Here is a 24,160-nt window from a genome sequence, read left to right as displayed (position 1 = left end):
ATCCGCCCATGCTCCGCTTCGCCCGCGCCCTGGCGCTGCTTCTGGCCTGCACCCTGCCCGCCCTGACGTTCGCCGCCGACGGCAAGCCCCTGCGCATCGGCATCACCCTGCACCCCTACTACAGCTACGTGAGCAACATCGTCGGCGACAAGGCCGAGGTGGTGCCGCTGATCCCGGCCGGCTTCAACCCGCACGCCTACGAGCCGCGCGCCGAGGACATCAAGCGCATCGGCACGCTGGATGTGATCGTGCTCAACGGCGTCGGCCACGACGACTTCGCCGACCGCATGATCGCCGCCAGCGAAAAACCCGACATCAAGACCATCGAGTCCAACGCCAACGTGCCGCTGCTGGCCGCCACCGGCATCGCCGCGCGCGGTGCCGGCAAGGTGGTCAATCCGCACACCTTCCTGTCGATCAGCGCCACCATCGCCCAGGTCAACAACATCGCCCGCGAGCTGGGCAAGCTCGACCCGGACAACGCCAAGCTCTACCAGACGAACGCCCGCGCCTACGCCAAGCGTCTGCGCGCCCTGCGCGCCGAGGCGCTGGCCAAGGTCACCCAGGCGCCGGACGCGACCTTCCGCGTGGCCACCATCCACGCCGCCTACGACTACCTGGTGCGTGACTTCGGCCTGGAAGTCACCGCAGTGGTGGAGCCGGCCCATGGCATCGAACCGAGCCCGGCGCAACTGAAGAAGACCATCGACCAGCTCAAGGCATTGGATGTGAAGGTGATCTTCTCGGAGATGGACTTCCCCTCGGCCTACGTCGACACCATCCACCGTGAGTCCGGTGTGCGCATCTACCCGCTGACCCATATCTCCTACGGCGAGTACACCAAGGAAAAATACGAGGTGGAAATGAAGCGCAACCTCGACACCGTGGTCCAGGCCATCCAGGAGAACCGCGCGTGACCGCCGCCGCCAACCTCACCGCCGCCTGCGGGCCGCGCATCGAGTTCGACGGCATCGACCTCACCCTCGGTCGCACGCGCATTCTCGAACACGTGCGTTTCAGTGTCGCCCCCGGCAGCGTGCATGCCATCGTCGGCCCCAACGGCGGCGGCAAGAGCTCGCTGATCAAGACCCTGCTCGGGCAGATGCCGCATCAGGGTCAACTGACCCTGCACTGGCCAGGCGAGCGCGAAGTGATCGGCTACGTGCCCCAGGCCCTGGAGTTCGACCGTGGCCTGCCGATGACCGTGGACGACTTCATGGCCGCCATGTGCCAGCGCCGCCCGGCGTTCCTCGGCCTGTCCCGCAGCGTGCGCCCGGCCATCGACGCCGCGCTGGCGCGGGTGGGCATGCTCGACAAGCGCAAGCGGCGCATGGGCGCGCTGTCCGGCGGCGAGCGCCAGCGCGTGCTGCTGGCCCAGGGCTTGATTCCCGAGCCGCAGCTGCTGGTGCTGGACGAGCCGATGTCGGCCCTCGACGAGGCCGGTATCCAGGTGTTCGAGCAGCTGTTGCACGGCTGGCGCCAGGCCGGGACCACCGTGCTGTGGATCGAGCACGACCTCGAGGCGGTGCTGCGCCTGGCCGACCGGGTCACCGGGCTGAGCCGCCAGGTGCTGTTCGACGCCCCGCCCGCCGAGGCCCTGACCCCCGAGCGCCTGCTCGGGCTGTTCTCCGTCCACCCGCGCAGCGAGAGCCTTGCCTGATGAGTTTCGAATCCTTCCGCCAGCTGGTCCAGCAATGGGCCAACGCAGGCTTTCTGCCGGAGGCCCTGGCCTACGGTTTCGTGGTCAACGCCCTGCTCGCGGGCCTGATGATCGGCCCGGTGCTGGGCGGCCTGGGCACGCTGGTGGTGGTCAAGCGCTTCGCCTTCTTCTCCGAGGCGGTCGGCCACGCCGCGCTCACCGGGGTAGCCATCGGCATCCTGCTCGGCGAACCCTACACCGGCCCGTATGGCAGCCTGTTCGGTTACTGCCTGCTGTTCGGCATCCTGCTCAACTTCCTGCGCAACCGCACCGGACTGTCCCCGGACACCCTGATCGGCGTATTCCTCTCGGTATCCCTGGCCCTGGGCGCGAGCCTGCTGCTGATGCTGGCCGGCAAGATCAACGTGCATATCCTCGAGAACGTGCTGTTCGGCTCGGTGCTCACCGTCAGCGCCCAGGACCTGGTCGTGCTGGGCATCGTCGCGGTGCTGGTGCTGGCCCTGGCCCTGCCGCTGTACAACCGCATCATCCTGGCCAGCTTCAACCCGCAGCTGGCGGCGGTGCGCGGGGTGGCGGTGAAAACCCTCGACTACCTGTTCGTGGTGCTGGTGACCCTGGTCACCGTGGCCTCGGTGAAGGTGATCGGCGCGATCCTGGTCGGCGCCCTGCTGGTGATCCCGGCGGCGGCCGCGCGCCTGGTCAGCCAGTCGCTCAAGGGCTTCTTCTTCATCTCGGTGCTGATCGCCACCCTGAGCACGCTGCTCGGCATCCTGCTGCCGATCGTCTTCGACCTGCCGGTGCCCTCGGGCGCGGCGATCATCCTGGTCGCCGGGATCTGCTTCGCCCTCGCCGCCCTGGCCCGCGCCCTCGTTCCACGCCTGCAAGGAAACCCGGCATGACCCTGAAGAAACTGACCCTGGCGCTGGCCCTGAGCGGCCTGCCCCTGCTGGCAAGCGCCACCCAAGTACTGACCACCCTGCCGGTGACCCACAGCCTGGCCAGCGCCTTGCTCGACGGCACCTCGGTGCAGCTCCAGCGAGCCGCCCCGGCCAACCTGCCGGCCAGCCGCCAGCCGTCGTACTTCACCGGTCGCGGTGGCGCCAGCCTGCACAAGGCGGCGTCGAAGGCCGACGCGGTGATCGGCGTGCGCTCGATCTGGCGCGACGATCCGCTCTACCCCATGGCCCGGCGCAGCAACATCCGCATCGTCGAGATCGACGCCGCGCGCCCGGTGGACGGCGCGCTGCCCGGTATCGCGGTCAAGGGCGACGAAGCCTTCGCCGCCTACCCCTGGCTCAACCCGACCAACCTGGGACGCATGGCCGACGTCGTGGCCAATGACCTGGAGCGCCTGTCGCCGACCGACAAGGCGAAGATCCAGGCCAACCTGGCCGCCCTCAAGCGGCAGATGCTGGAGCTGACCGCCAGCAGCCAGACGCAGCTGGCCGAGGTCGACAACCTGAGCGTGGTCAGCCTGTCCGAGCGCCTGGGATACCTGGCCAGCGGGCTCAACCTGGATGTGGTCGAGCAGCCTCTTCCGGCCGATGACAAATGGGATGACGCCAGCCTCAAGGCCCTGGGCGAAACGCTCAAGGCCGAGGACGTGGCACTGGTGCTGCACCATCGCCAGCCCGATGCCAAGGTCGCCGAAGTGATCGCCGCGTCCGGGGCCAAGCTGCTGGTGGTCGAGAGCGACCCGGACGATACCGTGGCCGGACTCAAGGCCAGCGTCGCCCAGGTGGTCAAGGCGCTGGGGCAGAGCTGAGCCCCTCAAGGGAGCGGGTCCGCCCGCTCCTGTTGTGCCTTCGCTTGCAGTAAACTCCCGAGCCTTACCCTGCCCCAAGGCTTCCTCCATGCCCCGCCTGACGAAACTGCTGCTGCCCCTCCTGCTGCTCGGCGCCCTCGCCGCCTGCGATCAGAAGCCCACCCGGGAGGAGCAGATCCTCGCCAACCTGCCACTGCAGGAAGCCTACGATCACAATATCGAGCGCATGGCCGGCCTGCTGGCCATGACCCACACCCAGGTTCCCCAGGACAGGATCAAGGAGGTGCTGCGCAAGCACCTGACCGTCGAGGACCAGCGCCAGGACCTGTTCAAGCTCTACAGCGAAGCGCATTTCACCGACGCCGAGTTCGACACCATCGTCCAGGCCACCCGCGACCCGGCCCGGGCCAAGGCGTTGGGTGAAACCGACGAAGGCAAGCGCCTGAGCGAAAAGCTCACCGCACTGATGCGTGAAAGCGCCCGCGACCCGAAGGTGCAGGCGCTGGCCGAGCAACGCATGCAGCAGGTCGAGGACGAACTGCAGACCCTGCAACAGGCGGCCCCCTGAACGCCGCCCGCAATTGATTCCACTTGGTGGCACATAGCCTTTACGCGTAAGGTTGACACCTCTTCTTCGCCCAGCGAGATCAGGATTGCCACACGCCAAGCATGGACTGCGCCTGGACCTGCGCACGCTCATACTCGTTCTCTGCGCGCTCACCGCCGTGGTGATGCTGCTGACCAGCTATTTCGCCAGCTACCGGGTGCAACGCCAGTCGCTGATCGATCATTCGCTGGAGGCCAATCGCGTCTATGCCACCAAGCTGGCCGCCATTACCGAGACCTTCCTCGGCAACGCCCTGCAGCAACTGGACTTCAGCAGCGCGGTTCAAGGCCGCCAGCTGCACGACGTGGCGGCCCTGCAGGCCGAGACCGAACGCCTGCTGCTCCAGAGCAGTGCGTTCAACTCCACCTTCCTGGTGGATGCCGAGGGTATCCTGCGGGCCATCTCGCCGCAGCCCCTGCGCCATCTCACCGGCACGCCGTCCACATCCCCCGGCGCCCAGGAGGCGTTGCGCGAGCGCCGCACGCTGGTCTCGACGCCATTTCTATCGGCGGCCAACAACCTGGTGGTGGTACTGTCGCAGCCGATCTTCGATGACCAGGGCCGTTACCTCGGCTATGTCGGCGGCAGCCTGTACTTGCGTGAGCGCAACATTCTCAACAGTCTGCTGGGCGAGCACTTCCATCAGGATGGCTCCTACCTCTACGTGGTCGATCGCAACCGTCGGCTGCTCTATCACCCCGATGGCGCGCGGGTGGGCACGCAGGTCACCGGCAACGCGCTGGTCGACGAACTGGCCAGCCTGGGCGACGGAACACGGCGGCTCGTCAACAGCCAGGGCGTGGAGATGCTGGCCGGTTTCGCCAGCGTGCCCAGCAGCGGCTGGAGCATCGTCGCCCAGCAGCCCTTGGCGGCAACGGTCGCGCCACTGCGGCAGCTGATCCTCAGCGTGGTGGCGATCTCCGCGCCCCTGGCGCTGCTGGGCAGCCTGCTGCTGTGGTGGCTGGCACTGATCATCGTGCGCCCGCTCTGGCGCCTGGCCGCCGCCGCGCGCAGCCTGGACCGCGCCGGCACCGCCGACCGCCTGCACCGGGTGCCGGCGTGGTACTTCGAGGCCGCCGAGCTCAAGCGTGCCCTGCTGTTCGGCCTGAACTTGCTGCACGAGCGCATCGGCCGGCTCAACCGGGATGCCCAGACCGATCCGTTGACCGGGCTGCTCAACCGCCGCGGGCTGGCGGCCACGCTGGCGGTGCTGGAGGCTGAAGGACGGGACTTTGCCGCCATCGTGCTGGACGTCGATCATTTCAAGCATGTCAATGATGCGCATGGGCACGATATCGGCGATCAAGTGCTGCAGCGCCTGGCCGAGCTGATGCGCAGCTGCTGTCGCGAAGGTGATTTACTGTGCCGCACGGGGGGAGAGGAATTCCTGATACTTCTGCCCCGTGCCAGCCTGGAGGTGGCCAATGCGGTTGCCGAACGCCTGCGCCTTTCGGTGCGGGGCACGGCCATCTCGCCAGTGGGAACAGTGACGATCTCGCTGGGTGTCGCCACCTGGCACTCGAAACTTAAGGAGGCCCCCGCCGCCACTCTGCAACGGGCGGACAGCGCGCTTTACTCAGCGAAGCAACAGGGGCGCGACCAAGTGCGCCTGGCTCCGGCGGTTGTCCACGAAGCCCTGCATGACTAACGAAAAGAAACTCGAATGAATAGACATTAACAAATAAACAACCAATCGAGTGCTTTAAAGATTATCGAGAAAAAGTGGTTTTCCTCACCTCGCGAACTCTGCTAGGCTCTGCACCGCAACGGCTGCCAAGCCACTGTTCCGATCACCTTCATCTGGTTAATGCGACGCTTAGCACAATCGGGTGCAAGGGTTTCAGCGCCAGTGCTGAAAATCGGCGGAGGCTTATCATGAGCACTTCTGAAAAACTGGTGCTGGTACGTAAGTATCAGCGCCGCCGGTTCGGCAAGGATGAAACGGTGCGCGAGCATCGTCGCTCCTCGCCAACACGGTAAGTGATACTTGGCAGCCGTTGCCCTCGCCCTTCGTCACGTCAGCGTCCCACGCACTGCATTAGAGCATCTGAGCACGTGAAGATACCAATCTCGGAAATCCTCGACAACGATAACCACTATCACTTCAAGAGCAATTGCGAACTATCGCTCGAGCATCAGCTCAGGAAGGTTCTGCATTACCTTGAAGCCGTCGGAAAGCGTTTAGACGAGGAGCAGAATTCACCCTACATGTACGTGCGGGATCCGGTATTCATATACGACATCGATGCACTCGTCCATGGCAGCTGTGTGTTGATGGAGTACTATTACGGCTGGATACTCTATTCCCACATTGGTACCACCAAGCACAAGAAAGCCATCTACAAACCCAGGGAACGAGACGACGAAGTAGACGAATTCATTTCCAACATATTTGACACCCACACCATTGGCACCTTGAAAGACAAGAGCAAGGACAGCGAATCCTACTACCAAATATGCAAAGCCGCTTTCCTCAAAGCTTATGACCTTCTGTTTATCGGGAAATACCATGAGCTTTACACCCTTAATAACTATCAGAAACACAACGCCAAACTCGACAACTACAAGCTCCCCTTCGTTCATCGGGGCACTCTCTATTCGACCCCCTATCTGTTCCTGCACCGCCCCCTGCACCGCTTGTTGAACCCTTCGGTACTCCGGTGCCTCTTCGAACATCCCCTCGATGCAACGGGCAAGATCAGCTCATCGCTTGATGACTACTATGTCAGGCTAGTGAACACATCCAGCAGGAAACTCCCTGCCCAGCCACCTGTACAAGCCTACTGTATCAATGGCGTGGAATACGTTATCAATACCGACCAGGTCGGTATAACCGTCGAGTCAGTCGTTGCAATCGTTCAGGAGCTGTTCAACAACGTCTCCACCGCTTTCATCGAGAGCTCACCAGGAGAGGTAACCCGCATCGAGTGCCTCTCGGCCCTGGCCGAAAAAGCGCTGGCAAGGCCAGCTAAAACACTGGGTCGCCTTTTTCCAGGCTGACGTGGGCACTGCACGACAATGAATGTCGCCAGCACGGCATGAAACAAGCCAGCGCAACCATGGCGACATAGCTTTTCGCGAGTTTGTCGAAGCGTGTCACGACCCGACAGTTCTCTTTCAGCCAGCCAAACATGCGCACGATGATGTTGCGCTTTCGGCACGTGTGCCGACCAAACACTCTAGGCTTGGGTTTGCGCTTCATAGAGCACATCGAAATGACGGGTTGCATTCGATATGGGGCGCAGTCGCGGCGTAACGCTTCAACGTCGTAGTCTTTGTCGGCTGGTAACCCTTTACCGCGTTTACGCGGGTGGCGGCGTTGGTTCAATGGAATGCGACTTCGCCAGGCAGTGGTTGAGTGTAGCGGATATCACAGGCCTGTGAGTCGAACCTTCAGGTCTGCAAATCGATCAAGCCTTACTCATTCAATCTCGGTGCAACGCTTCATCTTCCAAGGGGCGAAGCGGTTTCTCGGGATTTCGTTCAGCGCCCAGCGGCGTGAACAATTTCTAAAAACACAAACTGAAGACCAGCCAATTCCGAATTGGCATAAAACAAAAAACCATCAACCCTATCCATGTCAACGTCACCCCAAAATAAGCGACAGGTTTAAGCGCGCTAACTACACTACTTCCGTAGGCAACTCACCATGAGCACAGCCTGGGTCACTCGCACCGAAAACCCTGCCTGACGACACGGGCGGGAAGTAAGCAGTCATACCCCAAGGAAAAACCATGGCCACCCCATATTCCGGAAAAAGTTTTACCTTCACTCAGCCCGACGGCACCACGATAGAGTTAAAGGCATGGGGAAATCAATATTTTGCTGCCTTTGAAACACTAGACGGCAAACCGGTTCGCAAAAACACGAATACGGGACACTATGAGGTGACGCACGCAAAAAATAATTTAGCCCATCCATACGCATGGCTGCTGGATTCGGAAACAACCAAAAAACCAGACTTGAAATCATCAGAGGCAACACAACTCGTCGCAGAAAAAGGACGAGCATACAGCTTGAATAGCTTTATCACCATGGGCGGACGTCGCTGCGACCAACGACGCCGAGAGCGTAGCGATCAAGCCAAAGCTAGACGATTAGCCGCCAGAGCGGGAGCTCCGGTCGCTGCCCCTCCAAAGAGAGGAACAATAGGACAGTATGTCGGCCTTTGCATACTGATCGATTTTCCAGACGAGCCGAGAACAATTAGCGAACAAGAAGTTCACGAATTTTGGAACAAGCCGGGCTACGATGGCTTCGGAAACAATGGTTCGATAAGAGACTACTTTCTTGACAACTCAATTGGGAAGTGCGACTACAGCAATATCACCACGCCTTACTATCGAGCCAAAAGGCCAGAGAGTTATTATACAGACCCATCACAACCCAACGGATTACGAGCTCGAGAGCTAATCCTAGAAGCGCTGGCGTCTCTAAAATCTTCTGGATACGACTTCTCGAGTCTAACCACCGACAACCTTGGGCTCGTGTATGCAATGAATATATTTTACGCCGGCCCCGTTAAAAATAATTGGTCAGAAGGGCTTTGGCCTCACGCCTGGCATCTGGAGGAAGCGGTAAGCTTGCTACCAGGCGTATCAGTTTTTGACTATCAGTTCACAAACATGGGTAATGAGCTAACATTAGGCACTGCGGCTCATGAAAACGGCCATATGCTCTGCGACTATCCTGACCTGTACGATTATGGGTATGAGTCAAGCGGGGTTGGCGCGTTTTGCCTGATGTGCGGCGGCGGCAACATAAACGAAAAAAACCCAACACAAATATCTGCATACCTTAAACGCATGTCGGGATGGGCCAATACAGTCACCACGCTAGAAGATGGGCAACTGGTCACACTCCAGAGCGGCAAAAACGACTTCGCGATCTTGAAAAAATCACCAGGACTCAGTGGTGAGTATTTCATAATAGAAAACCGCAACAAATCCGGCCGAGACATAAACCTCCCTGGCGAAGGACTAGCCATATGGCACGTGGACGAGGATGGGAGCAACAGTAATGAACAGATGTCGAGCAGCTCACATTATGAGCTTTCACTTGAACAGGCTGATGGTAGGTTCGACCTGGAAAAGTGGGACAGCGGCTATGGTGACGACGAAGACTTATATGGTGGACATGTAAAAAATTTTGATGACACCACGTCACCCAGTTCGAAGTGGTGGGACAACAGCTCATCGCACTTATCCATCCATGAAGTATCCAGCCCAGGCACCTCAATGACATTCAAGGTAAAAAAATAGCCAACCCTAGTCAATTAACTTCGAGCTTGAATATCATGCAAAAAAGACGGGCCCTAGGGCCCGTCTTCATGAAGGTAGTGGAAGCAGATTCATCCGGCCGACGCTTCAGCGCTTTCTATCTCGTAGAGCGTGAAGTCGCAGACGACCTCGGTGCCCGCAAGCTTGATGGAGAACGAGCCGGCTGTTTTTTTCCAGCGACAAGACCCCGGTATCCCTTCGGATGTCGGCATGTCATGGGCAGCACGGACCTGTACCAGGGCAACGCCCGATCAGGTTCTGTGCGATGGCCGATCCAGAGCCTCCACTCAGCCCCCGTCGCTCAAGGCTGATCAGCAACCAAACTGCTCACTGCGCTACAGCCGACCACACCGCCAGCTCATACCCATCCGGGTCGATGAAGTGGAACCGCCGCCCGCCCGGAAAGGCGAACACCGCCCGACTGATGCGCCCCTGCGCCGCCTCGACCCGGCGCTGCGTCTCAGCCAGGTCGTCGGCGTACAGGATCACCAGCGGCCCGCCCGGACGCACGGGCTCCCCGGTAGTGAACCCACCGGTAAGACGACCGTCGCTGAACTCGGTGTAGGTCGGCCCGTAGTCGACGAAGTGCCAGCCGAAAACAGCGCCGTAGAACGCCTTGCTACGGGCGATATCGGCCACGTTGAACTCGATGTTGTCGATCTGCCGATCCTTGCCTCGCAACCCCATGGGTGCCTCCTTGCGTGTCTGTGGACCACACTGACAGCACAATTCCGCCAGCGCAGCATATGTAACAAGCCTTGTCTTAATACTGTCATCTTGCGGTCATAGGATTGACCTCGATCTGACATTTTTCCCTCAAGGATGATCTGCCATGCGTCGTGTCGTGTTCAACCAGAAAGGCGGTGTCGGCAAATCCAGCATTGCCTGCAACCTGGCCGCCGCCAGCGCCGCAGAGGGTTACAGAACCTTGCTGGTGGACCTCGACCCCCAGGCCAACGCCACCTATTACCTGACCGGCCTGACCGCCGAGGCCATTCCATCGGGCATCGCCGAGTTCTTCCGCCAGACCCTCGCGCCCAATCCGGCCACCGGCAAGAAGCACCGGGTGGCGATCACCGAGACCCGCTACCCCAACCTGCACCTGGTCACCGCCAGCCCGGACCTTGCCGACCTGCAGGGCAAGCTGCAGAGCAAGTTCAAGATCAACAAGCTGCGCAAGCTGCTGGTGGCGCTGTCGGCGGACTATGAGCGCATCTACATCGATACCCCGCCCGCGCTCAACTTCTACACCGTAAGTGCGCTGGTGGCCGCCGAACGCCTGCTGATCCCCTACGACTGCGACAGCTTCTCGCGCCATGCCCTGCACAACGTGATGGCCGAGGTGGAGGAACTGCGCCAGGACCATAACGCCGCCCTACAGGTCGAGGGCGTGGTGGTCAACCAGTTCGCCGGGCGCACGGCGCTGCACCAGACGCTGGTCGATCAGTTGCGCGGCGAAGGGCTGCCCGTGCTGCCGGTGTACCTGAGCAGCTCGATCCGGATGCGCGAATCGCATGAAATGGCGGTGCCGCTGGTGCATCTGGCACCACGCCACCGGCTGGCACTGGAGTTCGTCGAGCTGCTGGATGTGCTGGAGCGAGCGGCCTGAGCGCAAGCCGGTGCGCAATCGCCACGGGCAAGACGCTCCCTCTGCAGGCACGACGCCGTCTGCGCTAATATCGCGCGCTTTGTTCAAGGAAGACGCGCCATGCGCCGCCTGCTGTTCCTGCTGTTCCTGTTTACCCTGACCTCCTGCGCCCCTCGCCTGCCGCCACCCGCGCCCACATCCGGTCCCACGCCGCTCACCCTGCTCGACCATGGCCGCTTCCAGCTCTGGTACGACTGCCAGCGCGGCGAGCCGCATCGCTTCGCCTTCACCCTGGGCAAGGACGAGGGGCACCTGGCGCGCATCGACAACTTCCGCATCGATCGCGACCTGCCCGAGGGCTGCAAAGGCCAGCACTCGGCCAAGGCCTACTCGTCACCCAAGGGCTACCACCGCGGGCACCTGGCCGCGAACAATCACTTCGACGACGATCGCGCGGCAATGGATGCCTCCAACCTGATGAGCAACATCGTCCCGCAACTGGCCTCGCACAACAGCCGTACCTGGTACCAGACCGAACTGCTGACCGAGTGCTACCGCGACTTGCATCCGGTGACGGTGATCGGCGGCGTGGTGTTCGGCCATCAAGGCCAGGCCCTGGCCAACGACCACTTCGCCCAGTCCCATGGCATCGCCACGCCCGAAGCGTTCTGGAAAGTGCTGCTGACCGAGGACGCCCAGGGCCAGGCGCAGGTGATCGCCTGGTGGATCCCGCACCAGGCAGGGCTGGGCAGCGACCTCGATCCTTACCTGCGCAGTGTGCAGGAGATCGAACGGCTGCTCGGGCCGGATGAAATGCCGATCGCCGTGCCGCAGGCGCTCAAGCAACGACGTCCTGCACATACCTGGGCCGTGCCGGCGGGGTGCGATCGTCAATGACGACTGCAGCGGTCGACAGCAACCCGCCGATAACTGAAGATTCCGTGCCCTGCCACGTCCAATAGCAGGGCATCTGCCTTTCTCCCCTGCCGGCGCATGAACGCGCCTGGCCTTTCTGCCAAGGATGTTTCCGTGTCGAAGTTCCATCGCTTCACCCTGCTCCCTCTCGCCGCGTTCGGCCTGGCGACGCTCATGGCTTGCAGCAGCGCGCCCAAGGCATCGCCAACGGTCGACGCACCCACCATGGCGGCCTTTGTCGCGGCCATGCAGAGTTCGCTGATCAACCGGATCTCGCCCGCCAACCAGGATCACCTGGTTGGCGTGGTCACGCTCAAGATCACCCTGAACAGGCAAAACCGACCGGTCGCCTGCGAGGTGCACCGCAGCGCGCCCAGACACGCCCGGCTGCTGCCGCCGCATCTGGTCGCCTCGGACTTTCGCCAGATGGCGCAACTGGTCGAGCGCCAGTGCTGGCTGACGGTCTACCCGCCAGTCCCCGAAGGCTTGTTCGAGGGGGACCAGGTGGAGGTGGTGGCGCCACTGGTGCTGCTGCCCTATAGCGCCTGACCGGCTGTAGTACAGGCCACTGCAACCGTGCGCTCGCGGTTTGCGGCGGTACGCCGATGCGACTTGCCTGCCTGGCACCGGCTGCGCCGGTGCCAGGCGCCACTAGGCTTGCTTCGCGGCGGATCGGCGGCCCTATCAGGTATCCCGACGTCGCCCACGAAGAAGCACCTGCCGTGCCTCCCCTGTCTACTGGCTGGACAACAACGACGGCGCCCGCGAGCGCGCCGCATTCGTCCAGGCTGCCAAGACCATCGGAGAGCACGTTCATGTCCATCGATCATGAGGTCCCGCCCGCCACCTTGCGTCGGGTGATCGCCGCCTCGGCCATCGGCAACTTCGTCGAGTGGTTCGACTTCGCCGTCTACGGTTTTCTCGCCACGCTGATCGCCAGCCAGTTCTTCGCCAGCGAAGCGCCCGGCGTCGCCCTGCTCAAGACCTTCGCCGTGTTCGCCGTGGCGTTCGCCCTGCGCCCGCTGGGCGGCATCGTGTTCGGCGCGCTGGGCGACCGGCTCGGGCGCAAGCGCATCCTGTCGCTGACCATCCTGCTGATGGCCGGCTCCACCACGCTGATCGGCCTGCTGCCGACCTACGCCAGCATCGGCGTGCTGGCGCCGACGCTGCTGACCCTCGCCCGCTGCCTGCAAGGCTTTTCCGCCGGCGGCGAATATGCCGGGGCCTGCGCCTACCTGATGGAACACGCGCCCCGCGGGCGACGCGCGTTCTATGGCAGCTTCGTGCCCGTCTCGACGTTCAGCGCCTTCGCTTGCGCGGCGGTCATCGCCTATGGCCTGGAAGCGAGCCTTTCCCCCGAGGCGATGAACGCCTGGGGCTGGCGCGTGCCGTTCCTGGTGGCGGCGCCCCTGGGCCTGGTCGGCCTGTACCTGCGCTGGCGCATGGAGGAGACCCCGGCGTTCCGCCAGGCCGTGGCCGAAGGCAAGGCCCACGCTCACTCACCGCTTGGCGACACCCTGCGCCACCATGGCCGGACCATTCGCAACCTGGGGGCGTTCATTTCGCTGACAGCGCTGTCGTTCTACATGTTCACCACCTACTTCGCCACCTACCTGCAGACGGTCGGCCAGCTCAGCCGCGCCCAGGCGCTGCTGGTATCGACCGTGGCGCTGCTGTTCGCCGCCGCCGGCTGCCCTCTGGCCGGTGCGTTCTCCGACCGGGTTGGCCGGCGCCGGACCATCGGCGTCACCTGCCTGTGGGTGATGATCGCGGTGTTCCCCGCCTACTGGCTGGCCAGTTCCGGCTCGTTGTCGGGGGCGTTGCTGGGGGTGATCCTGCTGGCGATCGGCGCGCTGCTCAGCGGCGTGGTCACCGCCGCGCTGCTGTCGGAATGCTTCCCTACCCGCAGCCGCTATACCGCCTCGGCGATCACCTACAACGTGGCCTATACCCTGTTCGGCGGCACCGCGCCGCTGGTGGCGACCTGGTTGATCGAGCAGAGCGGCAGCCGCCTGGCGCCGGCGTTCTACCTGGTGGTGATCGCCTTGCTGGCGCTGATCGGCGGGCTGGCATTGCCTGAGACATCGCAGGCTTCATTGCATGAGGACACCCCAGGCAGCGACCAGCCTGGAGTGTCGTATGACCTGTAGGTGATAGCCCTGGGGCTTTTCGTGGGAGCGGGCTTGCCCCGCGATGCGGCCATCAACCGTTCAGGCCATCATCGCGGGGCAAGCCCGCTCCCACGAACATCTCCCACACCTTTCCTCAGGCTAGGTCGAACCTGTCCAGCTCCATGACTTTCACCCACGCCGCCACGAAGTCCTTGACGAACTTCTCCTTGGCGTCGCTGCTGCCATACACCTCGCTGATCGCGCGCAACTGGGCATGGGAGCCGAGCACCAGGTCGACCCGGCTGGCGGTCCACTTCACTTGCCCGGTCTTGCGGTCACGGCCTTCGAAGGCTTCGTTGTCGGCCGAGGTCGGCTTCCATTCCACGCCCATGTCCAGCAGGTTGCGGAAGAAGTCGTTGCTGAGCACGCCGACCTTGTCGGTGAACACGCCGTCCTTGCTACCGCCGTGGTTGGCGCCCAGCACCCGCAGGCCACCGATCAGCACGGTCAGTTCCGGCGCGGTCAGGGTCAGTAGCTGGGCCTTGTCCAACAGGAGTTTCTCGGCCTTCACGCTGTAGCGGGCCTTGGTGAAGTTACGGAAACCGTCGGCCAAGGGTTCGAGCACGGCAAACGACTCGACATCGGTCTGTTCCTGCGAGGCATCCACACGCCCCGGACGGAACGGCACGCTGATGCTGTGCCCGGCATCCTTGGCGGCCTTCTCCACCGCCGCGCTGCCGGCCAGTACGATCAGGTCGGCCAGGGAGATCTTGTTACCGCCCTCGCTGCGAATCTTCTCCAGTGCCGTCAGCACCTTGTCCAGGCCCTGGTTCGCCGTCCAGCCGTTCTGCGGGGCCAGGCGCAGCCGCGCACCGTTGGCGCCACCGCGCTTGTCGGAACCACGGAAGGTCGAGGCCGAGGCCCAGGCGGCGGAAACCAGTTCAGGGACACTCAGCCCCGAAGCCAGCACCTTGGCCTTGAGCGCGGCGATATCGGCGTCGCTCGGCTGAGGGCCGGACTTGGGCAGCGGGTCCTGCCACAGCAGCTCCTCGTTGGGCATTTCCGGCCCGAGATAACGCGCCAACGGGCCCATGTCGCGGTGGATCAGCTTGTACCAGGCGCGGGCGAAGGCGTCGGCGAGCTGCTCGGGGTTGTCCTTGAAGCGCCGGGCGATGGGTTCGTAGATAGGGTCGAAGCGCAGCGCCAGGTCAGAAGTGAGCATCGATGGGGCGTGCTTCTTGCCGGGATCGTGGGCATCGGGCACGGTCCCCGCACCCTTGCCGTCCTTCGGCCGCCACTGGTGGGCACCGGCCGGGCTCTTGGTCAGTTCCCACTCGAAGTTGAACAGGTTGTTGAGGTACTCGTTGCTCCACTTCGTCGGAGTCGAGGTCCAGATCACTTCCAGGCCACTGGTGATGGTATCGCCGCCCTTGCCGGTACCGAATTTGTTGTGCCAGCCAAAGCCCTGCTGCTCCAGGCCCGCGGCTTCCGGCTCGGCGCCGACATTGTCGGCGGGGCCGGCACCGTGGGTCTTGCCGAAGGCGTGGCCACCGGCGATCAGCGCCACGGTCTCTTCATCGTTCATGGCCATGCGGCCAAAGGTCTCGCGGATGTCCTTGCCCGAGGCGACCGGATCGGGGTTGCCGTCCGGGCCTTCGGGGTTCACATAGATCAGGCCCATCTGCACCGCGGCCAGCGGGTTTTCCAGGTTGCGTTCGAGGTCGCGGCTCTGCTCCTCGGGGCGCTTGGAGGGCTCGGCCACCAGGTCGCCCTTGCCAGGCGCCTCGGTCTTGCCGTAACGGGTGTCGCCACCCAGCCAGACCTTTTCCGAACCCCAGTACACGTCTTCGTCGGGCTCCCACACGTCGGCGCGGCCACCGGAGAAGCCAAAGGTCTTGAAGCCCATGGACTCCAGGGCGACGTTGCCGGTGAGCACGATCAGGTCGGCCCAGGAAATCTTGTTGCCGTACTTCTGCTTGATCGGCCACAGCAGGCGCCGGGCCTTGTCCAGGCTGACGTTGTCGGGCCAGCTGTTGAGCGGGGCGAAGCGTTGCTGGCCGGCACCAGCGCCGCCACGACCATCGCCGATGCGATAGGTGCCGGCGCTGTGCCAGGCCATGCGGATGAACAGTGGGCCATAGTGACCGAAGTCAGCGGGCCACCAGTCCTGAGAGTCGGTCATCAGGGCGTTCAGGTCGCGCTTCAAGGCCTGAAAGTCGAGGCTCTTGAAGGCCTTGGCATAGTCGAAGTCCGGGTCCATCGGATCGGACTTGCGGGTATGTTGATGGAGAATCTTCAGGTTGAGCTGGTCGGGCCACCAGTCACGGTTGGTGGTGCCGCCACCTGCGGTTTGATGGAACGGGCATTTCGATTCGTTCGCCATCTGCTTCTACCTTTTGGGTCGGTTCAATTCAGATTTCCGGGCGTTCTTGTATTTCGCTGCCAGGTGTTGGAACAGACGCGCCCGAAAGCGCGCCACTCCTCATCAGTTGTGACCGGGCACGCCTGTGCACCGGCTTTTTGCGGAACCAGCAGAAAGACTAGTCGAGCCTGGGCAGAGGTCTAATAGAGGCACTATTGGGGGGTAATAGCCTCGCTCTGTCAGCCTTGCTGAACGTATCGCGGGGCAAGCCCGCCCCCACAAATACGTGGGAGCGGGCTTGCCCCGCGACAGGCTCCAGCACCTGAATTTGCCGTGTTACTCGGCCACCACCGCCTGCAACCGGGTCCACAGTCGCTCGACATGCTCGCGCTCGGTCGGCAGCGCCCCCACCGAGACCCGCACCATCCAGCGTCCGTCGAGGGTCGCCGGGGTCACGTAGGCATCGCCCGAGGCGTTGAGGCGCTCGGCCCAGGCGCGGGTGTGGGCATCCAGCGCCTCGTCTTCGAGGCCCGCCGGGCGATGACGGATGCACAGAGTCTGCAACTGCACCGGCGCCAGTACTTCCCACTGCGACGCCGCCTCGACCTGCCCGGCCAGCCACTGCGCGTTCTCAAGGTCACGACGCAGGCGTTGCTGCAGGGCCTCGACCCCTTCGCTGCGCAGCATGAACCACAGTTTCAGCGCACGGAACCGACGGCCCAGGGGGATGCCCCAGTCGCGCAGGTTCTTCACCTCGCCATCGACCGCCGACTGCAGGTAGCTCGGGTTGGTGCTCATCACCCGGATCAGATGCTGCGGGTCGCGCACGTAGTAGATCGAGCAGTCAAAGGCCACGCCCAGCCATTTGTGTGCGTTGACCACCACCGAATCGGCCAGCTCGATGCCGTCCCACATCCAGCGGCACTCAGGCAGGATCATCGCCGAGCCGGCCATGGCCGAGTCGACGTGCAGCCACAGCTGGTTGGCCTGGGCGATCTCGCCGATCGCGCGCAGCGGGTCCAGCGCGGTGGTGGTGGTGGTGCCGGTGGTGGCGACCACGGCGCATGGCTGGTTGCCGGCGACCAGGTCCTTGGCGATGGCCTCCTCCAGGGCGTCAGGGCGCATGGCGAACTGCGCGTCGGTGGGGATCAGGCGGATGTTGTCACGACCGAAACCGGCCAGCAGCGCCGCCTTGTCCACCGAGCTGTGGGCATGGGCGCTGACATAGACGATCAGCGGCCTGGCCTGGGCCTGCAGGCCGCCGCGCACCTGGGCATGGTCGCTGGCGCGCTCCCGGGCGCAGATCAGCGCCACCAGGGTGCTGGTCGAGGCTGTGTCCTGGATCACGCCGCTCCACTGCGTGCTCAGGCCCAGCAACTGGCGCAGCCAGTCGAGGGTGGTTTCCTCCAGCTCGCTCAGGGCCGGGCTCGACTGCCAGGACAGGCCGAGCACGCCCAGGCCGGTGCTGAGGAAATCGCCGAGCACCGACGACAACGTGCCGTTGGAGGGGAAATAGCCGTAGAAATTCGGATGCTGCCAGTGGGACAGGCCGGGCATCACCAGTTTGTCGACGTCGGCGAGGATGGCTTCGAACGGCTCGCCCTGCTGCGGCGCCGCGTCGGGCAAGGCGGCCTTGAGGTAGCCGGGTTCGACCTGGGCCATGACCGGGCGCTCGGCGACGCTCTGGCGGTAGTCGGCGATCAGGTCGATCAGTTGGTGGCCGTACTGGCGGAATTGTTCGGGGGTCACGGGGGCTCTCCTGTGGATTGTCAGGTGCCTGTGCCGGCCCTTTCGCGGGTTTACCCGCGAAAGGGCCAATACAGGCAACACAATGCCCGCAGTCTAGGCGCCTGCCGGCTTGCGAATAACCCCGCTTCGCGCATAGCTGCTATGGCGAAGGCGCATGCCCGCCCTGAACGCCGAACTGCGACTGGCGCCACACCTCGAACACGCGGTTGCGCAACCAGCGATGCTCCGCCGAGGCCTGCAAGCGCTGGTGCCAGACCACCCAGTAGCGCTGGGTGTGGTCGATAAAGCCCATCGGCCGCCAGCTGAGGCCGTGCAGGCGCGCCAGTTGCCGGGCAATGTGCTCGGGCACCGTGGCCAGGGCCTGGCCATTGCCGAGCACCTGGACCATGGCGCTGAAGAACGGTACCTCCAGGCTGATGCGCCGCTGCAGCCCCTGGGCGCGCAGATGACGGTCGATGAAGCTGTCCTTGTCGCCGCCCCCGGATACCCGCACGTGCTTGAAGGCCAGGTAGTCGTCCTGGCTCAGCTCGGCACGGGCACTCAGCGGATGGTCATGGCGCATCAGGCACACCGCCCGATCCTCGCCCAGCAGCCGGCCGTGCAGGTTCGGCGGCGACTCGTCGAACAGCGTGGTGGCCAGGTCGATCTCGCCGCTGGCGAGCAAGGCATACTGCCCGGCCTGCCAGGTGCGGTACTCCAGCGACACCCCCGGCGCTTCCTGCTCCAGCACCGTCACCAACTGCGGCAGCATGTGCTCGGCCACGTAGTCGGAGGCCGCCAGGCAGAAGCGTCGCTCGCAGCGCGCCGGGTCGAACGCCGCGGGCTGGCGCAGGGCGTTGAGCTCCTCCAGCACCTGACGCAACGGCTCGACCAGCGCCTCGGCGTGCTCGCTGAGCACATAGCCTCGGCCCTGGCGCACCAGCAACGGGTCGTCGAAGGCCTCGCGCAGGCTGGCCAGCTGGCGGCTCAGGGTCGATTGGCTACAGCCCAGGCGCTCGGCGGCATGGCTGAGGTTCTTCAGTTGCAGGAGGCAGTCGAGGGTGCCCAGGTGGGCGAGGCTGAGGGAGGCGAAGATGGGGTGCATGGCACGGGTCCGGAAATGATCGCGGGGCAAGCCCGCTCCCACAAACGTGCTGGGAGTGGGGTTGCCCCGCGAGGATGACGCGCGGATCAGTCAGTCAGACCGACATAGACGTTCTGCACGTCTTCGTTCTCGTCGATCGCCTCGAGGAACGCCTCGACTTCGGCCAGGGCTTCAGCACTCAGGCCAGCGGCGCTCACCGGGTTCTTCGGGGTGTAGCCGATCTTCGCCGAGGTGACGGTGAAGCCATGCTCCGGCAGGGCCTTCTGCACGGCGTCCAGGTCGGTGGTGTCGGTGATGAACAGGGTCGAGCCCTCTTCCTCGCCGTCCTCGAAGTCCTGGGCACCGGCTTCGATGGCCGCCATTTCCGGGTCGGCGTCGCCTTCCGGGGTGGCCTCGATCAGGCCGACATGGTTGAAGTCCCACGCCACCGAACCGCTGGCGCCCAGCTGGCCCTTGCGGAACAGCACGCGGATCTGCGCCACGGTACGGTTGATGTTGTCGGTCAGGCACTCGACGATCAGCGGCACCTGGTGCGGGGCGAAGCCCTCGTAGCTGACGGCATGGTACTGCACGGCCTCGCCGTCCAGGCCCGCGCCTTTCTTGATCGCGCGCTCCAGGGTCTCACGGGTCATCGAGGCTTTCTTGGCCTGGACGATGGCCAGGCGCAGGCGCGGGTTCATGTCCGGGTCGGCGCCCGACTTGGCTGCGATCTGGATCTCCTTGGCCAGCTTGCCCATGATCTTGCCTTTGGCATTGGCCGCTGTTTCTCTATGTTTGGCTTTCCACTGTGCGCCCATATCGACTCTCTTTGTTTCCGCGGCCGGTTCAGGAAGCGACCGGCCAAAAGTGGGGAGCAGTTTATACGCCCTCGCCGGCCTGATCGACAAGAAATCACGCCACGGGCACCGACCGGCCGCTTTTTCCGCCGCCCCCTCGTTGCCGCGCGCATTTGCTTGTATGGTGTTGTCCAAGAAGGATGTTTTACCCGCACAGGAAAGACTTACATGCCCCAACGCAATGTCATCAACGCCTCCGTCAGCCCCAAAGGCAGCCTGGAGACGCTGTCGCAACGTGAAGTCCAGCAACTGAGCGAAGTCGGTACCGGCAGCCTCTATACCCTGTTCCGCCAGTGCGCCCTGGCCATCCTCAACACCGGCGCCCATGTCGACAACGCCAAGACCATCCTCGAGGCCTACAAGGACTTCGAGGTGCGCATCCACCAGCAGGACCGTGGCGTGCGCCTGGAGCTGCTCAACGCCCCCGCCGACGCCTTCGTCGATGGCGAGATGATCGCCAGCACCCGCGAAATGCTGTTCAGCGCCCTGCGCGACATCGTCTACACCGAGAGCGAGCTGGCCAGCCAGCGCATCGACCTGGAAAGCTCCCAGGGCCTCACCGACTATGTCTTCCACCTGCTGCGCAACGCCCGCACCCTGCGCCCGGGCGTCGAGCCGAAAATGGTGGTGTGCTGGGGTGGTCATTCGATCAGCAGCGAGGAATACCAATACACCAAGAAGGTCGGCCACGAGCTGGGCCTGCGCAAGCTGGATGTCTGCACCGGCTGTGGCCCGGGCGTGATGAAGGGGCCGATGAAAGGCGCCACCATCGCCCACGCCAAGCAGCGCATGCACGGCAGCCGCTACCTGGGCCTGACCGAGCCGGGCATCATCGCCGCCGAGGCGCCCAACCCGATCGTCAACGAACTGGTGATCCTGCCGGACATCGAGAAGCGCCTGGAGGCCTTCGTCCGCGTCGGCCACGGTATCATCATCTTCCCTGGCGGCGCCGGCACCGCCGAGGAGTTCCTCTATCTGCTCGGTATCCTCATGCACCCGGACAACCAGGACCTGCCGTTCCCGGTCATCCTCACCGGGCCGCGCAGCGCCGAAGCGTTCCTGCTGCAATTGCACGATTTCGTCGGCGCCACCCTCGGCGAAGCGGCGCAGCGCCATTACCAGATCATCATCGACGACCCGGCCGAAGTGGCCCGGCACATGGTCGAAGGGCTCAAGGAGGTCAAGCAGTTCCGTCGCGAGCGCAACGACGCGTTCCATTTCAACTGGCTGCTGAAGATCGACGAAGGCTTCCAGCGCCCGTTCGATCCGACCCATGAAAACATGGCCAACCTGGCCCTGCGCCGCGACCTGCCGCCCCACGAGCTGGCGGCCAACCTGCGCCGGGCGTTCTCTGGCATCGTCGCGGGCAACGTCAAGGACAAGGGCATTCGCCTGATCGAAGAGCACGGGCCGTACCAGATCCACGGCGATGCGGCGATTCTCGATCCGCTGGGCCGGTTGCTGCAGGCGTTCGTCGACCAGCACCGGATGAAGCTGCCGGGGGGCGCGGCCTATGTGCCTTGCTACCAGGTCGTGACCTGATGATCCCGGTGGGAGCGGGCTTGACCCGCGATGGCGCCAGCCCAGGCAGCACCATCGCGGGCAAGCCCGCTCCCACCGGTTGACTGCATTTCGCAACATTCCGCAGACATTTCCCACCTTTAGCAGTGAACCTGCCTACAAAAAAACGGTCTTTCGCTGACGGTCAATTTACTCGACCGGATCGCCGGCCCAGTCATCGGGCCTTCATTCGTCCCCGTATTCAGCGAAGACCAGCATGCCAGACAACCAGCCCGCCTCCCCTGCCCTCACCGCCCTGCGTGGCGGCCTGATCGCCGCCCTGATCGCCCTCGCCGCGCCGGCCCACGCCGAGGAGCCGGCCAGCGATGCGCGCTGGGTCAGCGACAGCCTGAGCACCTACGTGCGCAGCGGCCCCACCGATGGCCATCGCATCGTCGGCACGCTCAAGTCCGGGCAGCGGGTCTCGCTGGTCACCAGCCAGGGCAACTACAGCCAGGTGCGTGGCCAGAATGGCGACCTGGTGTGGATCCTGAGCAACGACCTGCAGGCCGTGCCGGGCCAGAGCGAGCGCCTGCCGCAGCTGGACACCCAGGTGGCCGAGCTGTCCGGCCAGCTCAAGACCATCGACGACAGCTGGAAGAACCGTGTGCAGGGCATGCAGGAGACCCTCGACTCGCGCAAGGCGCTGATCGACGAGCTGGAAACCCGCAACAAAGCCTTGAACGAACAGCTCGAACAGGTGCAATCGAGCCTGCGCGACACCCAGGCGCGGCTCGGTGACGAGAACAAGCAGGTGATGATGCGCTACATGGTCTATGGCGGCAGCATCGCCGGCGCCGGGCTGCTGGTGGGGCTGATCCTGCCGGCGCTGACGCGGGGTCGCAAGCGTAACGACCGCTGGTTCTAAGCCCGCTTAGGCTGGTTGGTGACGCCAAAGGGGATGTGCACGGAGGGCACCACGGTGCGGGAGCCCTTCAAGTGCGCGGGATGATCCTCGAAGAAGATATGCGGCTTTAGCACCTGCAAGACCCGGCGCTTCTCGATGCCGCCCAGGAAGAACGCGTCATTGGCCATGACACCCCAACTCTTGAGGGTATTAAGTGCTCGCTCGTGGGACGGTGCATTGCGCGCGGTAACGATGGAAACACGCAAGCGGTTGATATATTTCGGGTGTTTGAGCTTGTGACGCTCTTCGGCCTTTTGGATCTTGGCGATACGGACGAAAAACTCTTTCAACGGCCCTGGATTATGAGGTTGTGCGACATTCAAAACCTCATGAGCGTGGAAGCTTCTCAGGCCATCTCGTTGCATTACCGTCTCGGATTCATCACCGACCAATACGCCATCGAAATCGAACGCGATACGTAGACTGGGATCGTTTTCGTTATCCTCGAACTGTGAGTCGAGAACACGGCCCGCTGGGTGTCCAGCCTGAATCGCTGCTTTCACATCCTTCTTCTCAGCTGACAGGAAGAGCGCAATATTCAATGCGGGGATGTACTCATAGGGTGACTTGCCTTGCATGAAAATTGCCCGAGTCATGTTCAACTCGTAATGCTCGATGGTTTTCATTACCCGTAGGCCAGTGTCGGGATCGTTCTGCGACAGGAGCACCACCTCAACCAGAGGGTCGTCCGGGTTCTCACACAGATCGTTCAGGGCCAAGAGGCGCCGGATAAATGGGAATGCAATTCCCTTCTCCAGCGGTACGTTCAGGTTCTTCCGCTGGTACTTCCGGTACTGCTCCTCCCCTTTCTTCTTGAAAACAGCATCTGACTCTTTTAGGTCAAACACTGCGCTCGAGGCGACGCCAATTACTAAACGGTCCTTCAATTCATAAGGCATTGCCTGATCTCTTCCTATTTTGGTCCTGAGTGTGTTCGTCAGGCGTCAGTGCGACCCTGCAACCGTGACGTCCAGTCCTCGACCTGGCGCTGCTCCAGGCGTTTTTCCAGGGTCCGCCGCCAGTTCGGCACCAGCGGCAGCGCCAGGCATTCGCGCAACAGCTCAGGCTCCAGGCGCTTGTCGAACAGCACCGCCGACAGCCGGGCCACCGACCACTGTGCATGGGGCCGCTCGACCAGCTGCAAGATGTCACCCGCAGCGACCGTGCCCTCCTCCAGCACCCGGTAGTACCAACCGGTGCGCCCGCTTTGCTGTACCCGCAGCGCCATCTGCGCCACATCGAAACGGTCGTTGAGCTTCCAGCACGGCATGCGCCCCTGGGAAATCTCGAGCAACGCCGTGCCCGCGCGAATGCGATCGCCCAGGCAGACATCCGCCTCGCGCCAGCCGCTGCTGCTGAAGTTCTCGCCAAAGGCACCGGGCTTTGCCAGCAAGGGATGCGCGCCGAGTTCGGCGGCCCAATCGCTGTAGTGATCGCGGGGATAGTGATGAATGGCTTTTTCCACGCCACCATGCACGCGTAGATCGCCCTGCTCGTCGCCAGCGATACCGAGGAGCGTCACCGCCAGCGGCCCTTGTCGGGGCTGCTTGTCGATGGCGCTGTGCGAACCGGGACGGGTGAAAGGCCGGGCGATGCCGGTAAGCAGGCTGTCGAGGCGTAGGTTGGGCAGATGCATACGGCGGTCTCACGCAAGGGACCGAGCGAGCTTACACCAGCACGCTGGCAGGCCCAAGGCAGACGCGTGGGGGCGAGCCTGTGGGAAACGCTTGTGGGAGC

21 protein-coding genes and 1 pseudogene are annotated in these 24,160 nt (G+C 63.4%); 14 read left to right on the top strand and 8 right to left on the bottom strand.

The window, feature by feature from the left end; translation table 11 throughout:
* Nucleotides 1-8 precede the first annotated feature (8 nt).
* The 7 genes from ACYUME_RS10820 (at nucleotide 9) to ACYUME_RS10790 (ending at nucleotide 7,032) form a co-directional block, all read left to right on the top strand.
* Nucleotides 9-917 carry a metal ABC transporter solute-binding protein, Zn/Mn family gene (locus tag ACYUME_RS10820; RefSeq protein WP_279887855.1) on the top strand — a complete coding sequence of 303 codons (909 nt, stop codon included), beginning with the start codon at nucleotides 9-11 and terminating at the stop codon, nucleotides 915-917.
* On the top strand, nucleotides 914-1,660 hold the full coding sequence (locus ACYUME_RS10815; RefSeq protein WP_279887853.1) for a metal ABC transporter ATP-binding protein: 747 nt from the start codon (nucleotides 914-916) through the stop codon (nucleotides 1,658-1,660). The genes ACYUME_RS10820 and ACYUME_RS10815 overlap by 4 nt, the downstream gene beginning before the upstream one ends.
* The gene (locus tag ACYUME_RS10810; protein WP_279887851.1) at nucleotides 1,660-2,559 is read left to right on the top strand and encodes a metal ABC transporter permease; all 900 of its coding nucleotides are present in this window, start codon (nucleotides 1,660-1,662) and stop codon (nucleotides 2,557-2,559) included. Before ACYUME_RS10815 ends, ACYUME_RS10810 begins: the two co-directional genes overlap by 1 nt.
* On the top strand, nucleotides 2,556-3,425 hold the full coding sequence (locus tag ACYUME_RS10805; RefSeq protein WP_460418840.1) for a metal ABC transporter substrate-binding protein: 870 nt from the start codon (nucleotides 2,556-2,558) through the stop codon (nucleotides 3,423-3,425). The genes ACYUME_RS10810 and ACYUME_RS10805 overlap by 4 nt, the downstream gene beginning before the upstream one ends.
* An 88-nt stretch (nucleotides 3,426-3,513) precedes the next feature.
* Entirely contained in the window at nucleotides 3,514-3,993 is a 480-nt protein-coding gene (locus tag ACYUME_RS10800) for a DUF2059 domain-containing protein (protein ID WP_460418839.1), read from the top strand.
* 85 nt (nucleotides 3,994-4,078) lie between these two features.
* Complete coding sequence (locus ACYUME_RS10795; protein WP_460418838.1) at nucleotides 4,079-5,680, top strand: diguanylate cyclase domain-containing protein; 1,602 nt, start codon at nucleotides 4,079-4,081, stop codon at nucleotides 5,678-5,680.
* 407 nt (nucleotides 5,681-6,087) lie between these two features.
* Nucleotides 6,088-7,032, top strand: coding sequence for a hypothetical protein (locus ACYUME_RS10790; RefSeq protein WP_460418837.1), 945 nt, complete (start codon nucleotides 6,088-6,090; stop codon nucleotides 7,030-7,032).
* Here the strand turns inward: ACYUME_RS10790 and ACYUME_RS10785 are convergent.
* A pseudogene (locus ACYUME_RS10785) lies at nucleotides 7,001-7,342 on the bottom strand (transposase family protein); the annotation flags it as partial. The gene ACYUME_RS10790 and the pseudogene ACYUME_RS10785 overlap by 32 nt on opposite strands.
* Before the next feature lie 424 nt (nucleotides 7,343-7,766).
* Between ACYUME_RS10785 and ACYUME_RS10780 the strand changes: the two are divergent.
* Complete coding sequence (locus tag ACYUME_RS10780; RefSeq protein ID WP_460418836.1) at nucleotides 7,767-9,293, top strand: M6 family metalloprotease domain-containing protein; 1,527 nt, start codon at nucleotides 7,767-7,769, stop codon at nucleotides 9,291-9,293.
* A 345-nt stretch (nucleotides 9,294-9,638) separates the two neighbouring features.
* Here the strand turns inward: ACYUME_RS10780 and ACYUME_RS10775 are convergent, their stop codons facing one another.
* Nucleotides 9,639-9,998: a VOC family protein gene (locus tag ACYUME_RS10775; RefSeq protein ID WP_460418835.1), complete on the bottom strand. Its 360-nt coding sequence runs from the start codon at nucleotides 9,996-9,998 to the stop codon at nucleotides 9,639-9,641.
* Nucleotides 9,999-10,143: 145 nt separating this feature from the next.
* Here ACYUME_RS10775 and ACYUME_RS10770 point away from each other — a divergent pair, with 145 nt between their 5' ends.
* From ACYUME_RS10770 to ACYUME_RS10755, 4 genes are all read left to right on the top strand, one after another.
* Entirely contained in the window at nucleotides 10,144-10,920 is a 777-nt protein-coding gene (locus tag ACYUME_RS10770) for a ParA family protein (RefSeq protein WP_460418834.1), read from the top strand.
* A gap of 99 nt (nucleotides 10,921-11,019) precedes the next feature.
* Entirely contained in the window at nucleotides 11,020-11,796 is a 777-nt protein-coding gene (locus tag ACYUME_RS10765; protein WP_460418833.1) for a DNA/RNA non-specific endonuclease, read from the top strand.
* Between the two features lie 132 nt (nucleotides 11,797-11,928).
* Nucleotides 11,929-12,363, top strand: a complete 435-nt coding sequence (locus ACYUME_RS10760) for a hypothetical protein (RefSeq protein ID WP_460418832.1) — start codon at nucleotides 11,929-11,931, stop codon at nucleotides 12,361-12,363.
* A 266-nt stretch (nucleotides 12,364-12,629) separates the two neighbouring features.
* The gene (locus ACYUME_RS10755) at nucleotides 12,630-13,964 is read left to right on the top strand and encodes an MFS transporter (protein ID WP_460418831.1); all 1,335 of its coding nucleotides are present in this window, start codon (nucleotides 12,630-12,632) and stop codon (nucleotides 13,962-13,964) included.
* Nucleotides 13,965-14,079: 115 nt separating this feature from the next.
* Here ACYUME_RS10755 and katG read toward each other — a convergent pair whose 3' ends face one another.
* The 4 genes from katG to ACYUME_RS10735 all read right to left on the bottom strand — a co-directional run bounded on the left by katG (nucleotide 14,080) and on the right by ACYUME_RS10735 (nucleotide 19,917).
* The gene (gene katG / locus ACYUME_RS10750; RefSeq protein WP_460418830.1) at nucleotides 14,080-16,308 is read right to left on the bottom strand and encodes a catalase/peroxidase HPI; all 2,229 of its coding nucleotides are present in this window, start codon (nucleotides 16,306-16,308) and stop codon (nucleotides 14,080-14,082) included.
* Nucleotides 16,309-16,623: 315 nt separating this feature from the next.
* Nucleotides 16,624-18,036: a DOPA decarboxylase gene (locus ACYUME_RS10745; RefSeq protein WP_460418829.1), complete on the bottom strand. Its 1,413-nt coding sequence runs from the start codon at nucleotides 18,034-18,036 to the stop codon at nucleotides 16,624-16,626.
* Between the two features lie 139 nt (nucleotides 18,037-18,175).
* Nucleotides 18,176-19,120 carry a LysR family transcriptional regulator gene (locus tag ACYUME_RS10740; RefSeq protein ID WP_279885803.1) on the bottom strand — a complete coding sequence of 315 codons (945 nt, stop codon included), beginning with the start codon at nucleotides 19,118-19,120 and terminating at the stop codon, nucleotides 18,176-18,178.
* Between the two features lie 86 nt (nucleotides 19,121-19,206).
* On the bottom strand, nucleotides 19,207-19,917 hold the full coding sequence (locus tag ACYUME_RS10735; RefSeq protein ID WP_028688730.1) for a YebC/PmpR family DNA-binding transcriptional regulator: 711 nt from the start codon (nucleotides 19,915-19,917) through the stop codon (nucleotides 19,207-19,209).
* Nucleotides 19,918-20,124: 207 nt separating this feature from the next.
* On the opposite strand from ACYUME_RS10735, the gene ppnN reads away from it, so the two are divergent.
* Nucleotides 20,125-21,498 carry a nucleotide 5'-monophosphate nucleosidase PpnN gene (gene ppnN / locus ACYUME_RS10730; protein WP_460418828.1) on the top strand — a complete coding sequence of 458 codons (1,374 nt, stop codon included), beginning with the start codon at nucleotides 20,125-20,127 and terminating at the stop codon, nucleotides 21,496-21,498.
* A gap of 235 nt (nucleotides 21,499-21,733) precedes the next feature.
* Nucleotides 21,734-22,384: a TIGR04211 family SH3 domain-containing protein gene (locus ACYUME_RS10725; protein WP_460418827.1), complete on the top strand. Its 651-nt coding sequence runs from the start codon at nucleotides 21,734-21,736 to the stop codon at nucleotides 22,382-22,384.
* Here the strand turns inward: ACYUME_RS10725 and ACYUME_RS10720 are convergent.
* Both ACYUME_RS10720 and ACYUME_RS10715 read right to left on the bottom strand, forming a co-directional pair.
* On the bottom strand, nucleotides 22,381-23,322 hold the full coding sequence (locus ACYUME_RS10720) for a 5'-nucleotidase (protein WP_460418826.1): 942 nt from the start codon (nucleotides 23,320-23,322) through the stop codon (nucleotides 22,381-22,383). The two genes, ACYUME_RS10725 and ACYUME_RS10720, sit on opposite strands and share 4 nt — an antisense overlap.
* Nucleotides 23,323-23,360: 38 nt before the next feature.
* A complete protein-coding gene (locus ACYUME_RS10715; protein WP_460418825.1) occupies nucleotides 23,361-24,059 on the bottom strand; it encodes an MOSC domain-containing protein in 699 nt (232 codons plus the stop codon).
* Between the last annotated feature and the right edge of the window lie 101 nt (nucleotides 24,060-24,160).

Source organism: Pseudomonas sp. microsymbiont 2, assembly GCF_054788395.1.
This window is presented reverse-complemented; position numbering and strand designations above follow the sequence as displayed.

Bases quoted from the DNA above. Each gene is read 5' to 3' on its own strand.
- ACYUME_RS10820 (WP_279887855.1), top strand. From the start codon at position 9: ATGCTCCGCTTCGCCCGCGCCCTGGCGCTGCTTCTGGCCTGCACCCTG.
- ACYUME_RS10810 (WP_279887851.1), top strand. From the start codon at position 1,660: ATGAGTTTCGAATCCTTCCGCCAGCTGGTCCAGCAATGGGCCAACGCA.
- ACYUME_RS10805 (WP_460418840.1), top strand. From the start codon at position 2,556: ATGACCCTGAAGAAACTGACCCTGGCGCTGGCCCTGAGCGGCCTGCCC.
- ACYUME_RS10800 (WP_460418839.1), top strand. From the start codon at position 3,514: ATGCCCCGCCTGACGAAACTGCTGCTGCCCCTCCTGCTGCTCGGCGCC.
- ACYUME_RS10780 (WP_460418836.1), top strand. From the start codon at position 7,767: ATGGCCACCCCATATTCCGGAAAAAGTTTTACCTTCACTCAGCCCGAC.
- ACYUME_RS10775 (WP_460418835.1), bottom strand. From the start codon at position 9,998: ATGGGGTTGCGAGGCAAGGATCGGCAGATCGACAACATCGAGTTCAAC.
- ACYUME_RS10770 (WP_460418834.1), top strand. From the start codon at position 10,144: ATGCGTCGTGTCGTGTTCAACCAGAAAGGCGGTGTCGGCAAATCCAGC.
- ACYUME_RS10765 (WP_460418833.1), top strand. From the start codon at position 11,020: ATGCGCCGCCTGCTGTTCCTGCTGTTCCTGTTTACCCTGACCTCCTGC.
- ACYUME_RS10755 (WP_460418831.1), top strand. From the start codon at position 12,630: ATGTCCATCGATCATGAGGTCCCGCCCGCCACCTTGCGTCGGGTGATC.
- katG (WP_460418830.1), bottom strand. From the start codon at position 16,308: ATGGCGAACGAATCGAAATGCCCGTTCCATCAAACCGCAGGTGGCGGC.
- ACYUME_RS10740 (WP_279885803.1), bottom strand. From the start codon at position 19,120: ATGCACCCCATCTTCGCCTCCCTCAGCCTCGCCCACCTGGGCACCCTC.
- ACYUME_RS10735 (WP_028688730.1), bottom strand. From the start codon at position 19,917: ATGGGCGCACAGTGGAAAGCCAAACATAGAGAAACAGCGGCCAATGCC.
- ppnN (WP_460418828.1), top strand. From the start codon at position 20,125: ATGCCCCAACGCAATGTCATCAACGCCTCCGTCAGCCCCAAAGGCAGC.
- ACYUME_RS10725 (WP_460418827.1), top strand. From the start codon at position 21,734: ATGCCAGACAACCAGCCCGCCTCCCCTGCCCTCACCGCCCTGCGTGGC.
- ACYUME_RS10720 (WP_460418826.1), bottom strand. From the start codon at position 23,322: ATGCCTTATGAATTGAAGGACCGTTTAGTAATTGGCGTCGCCTCGAGC.
- ACYUME_RS10715 (WP_460418825.1), bottom strand. From the start codon at position 24,059: ATGCATCTGCCCAACCTACGCCTCGACAGCCTGCTTACCGGCATCGCC.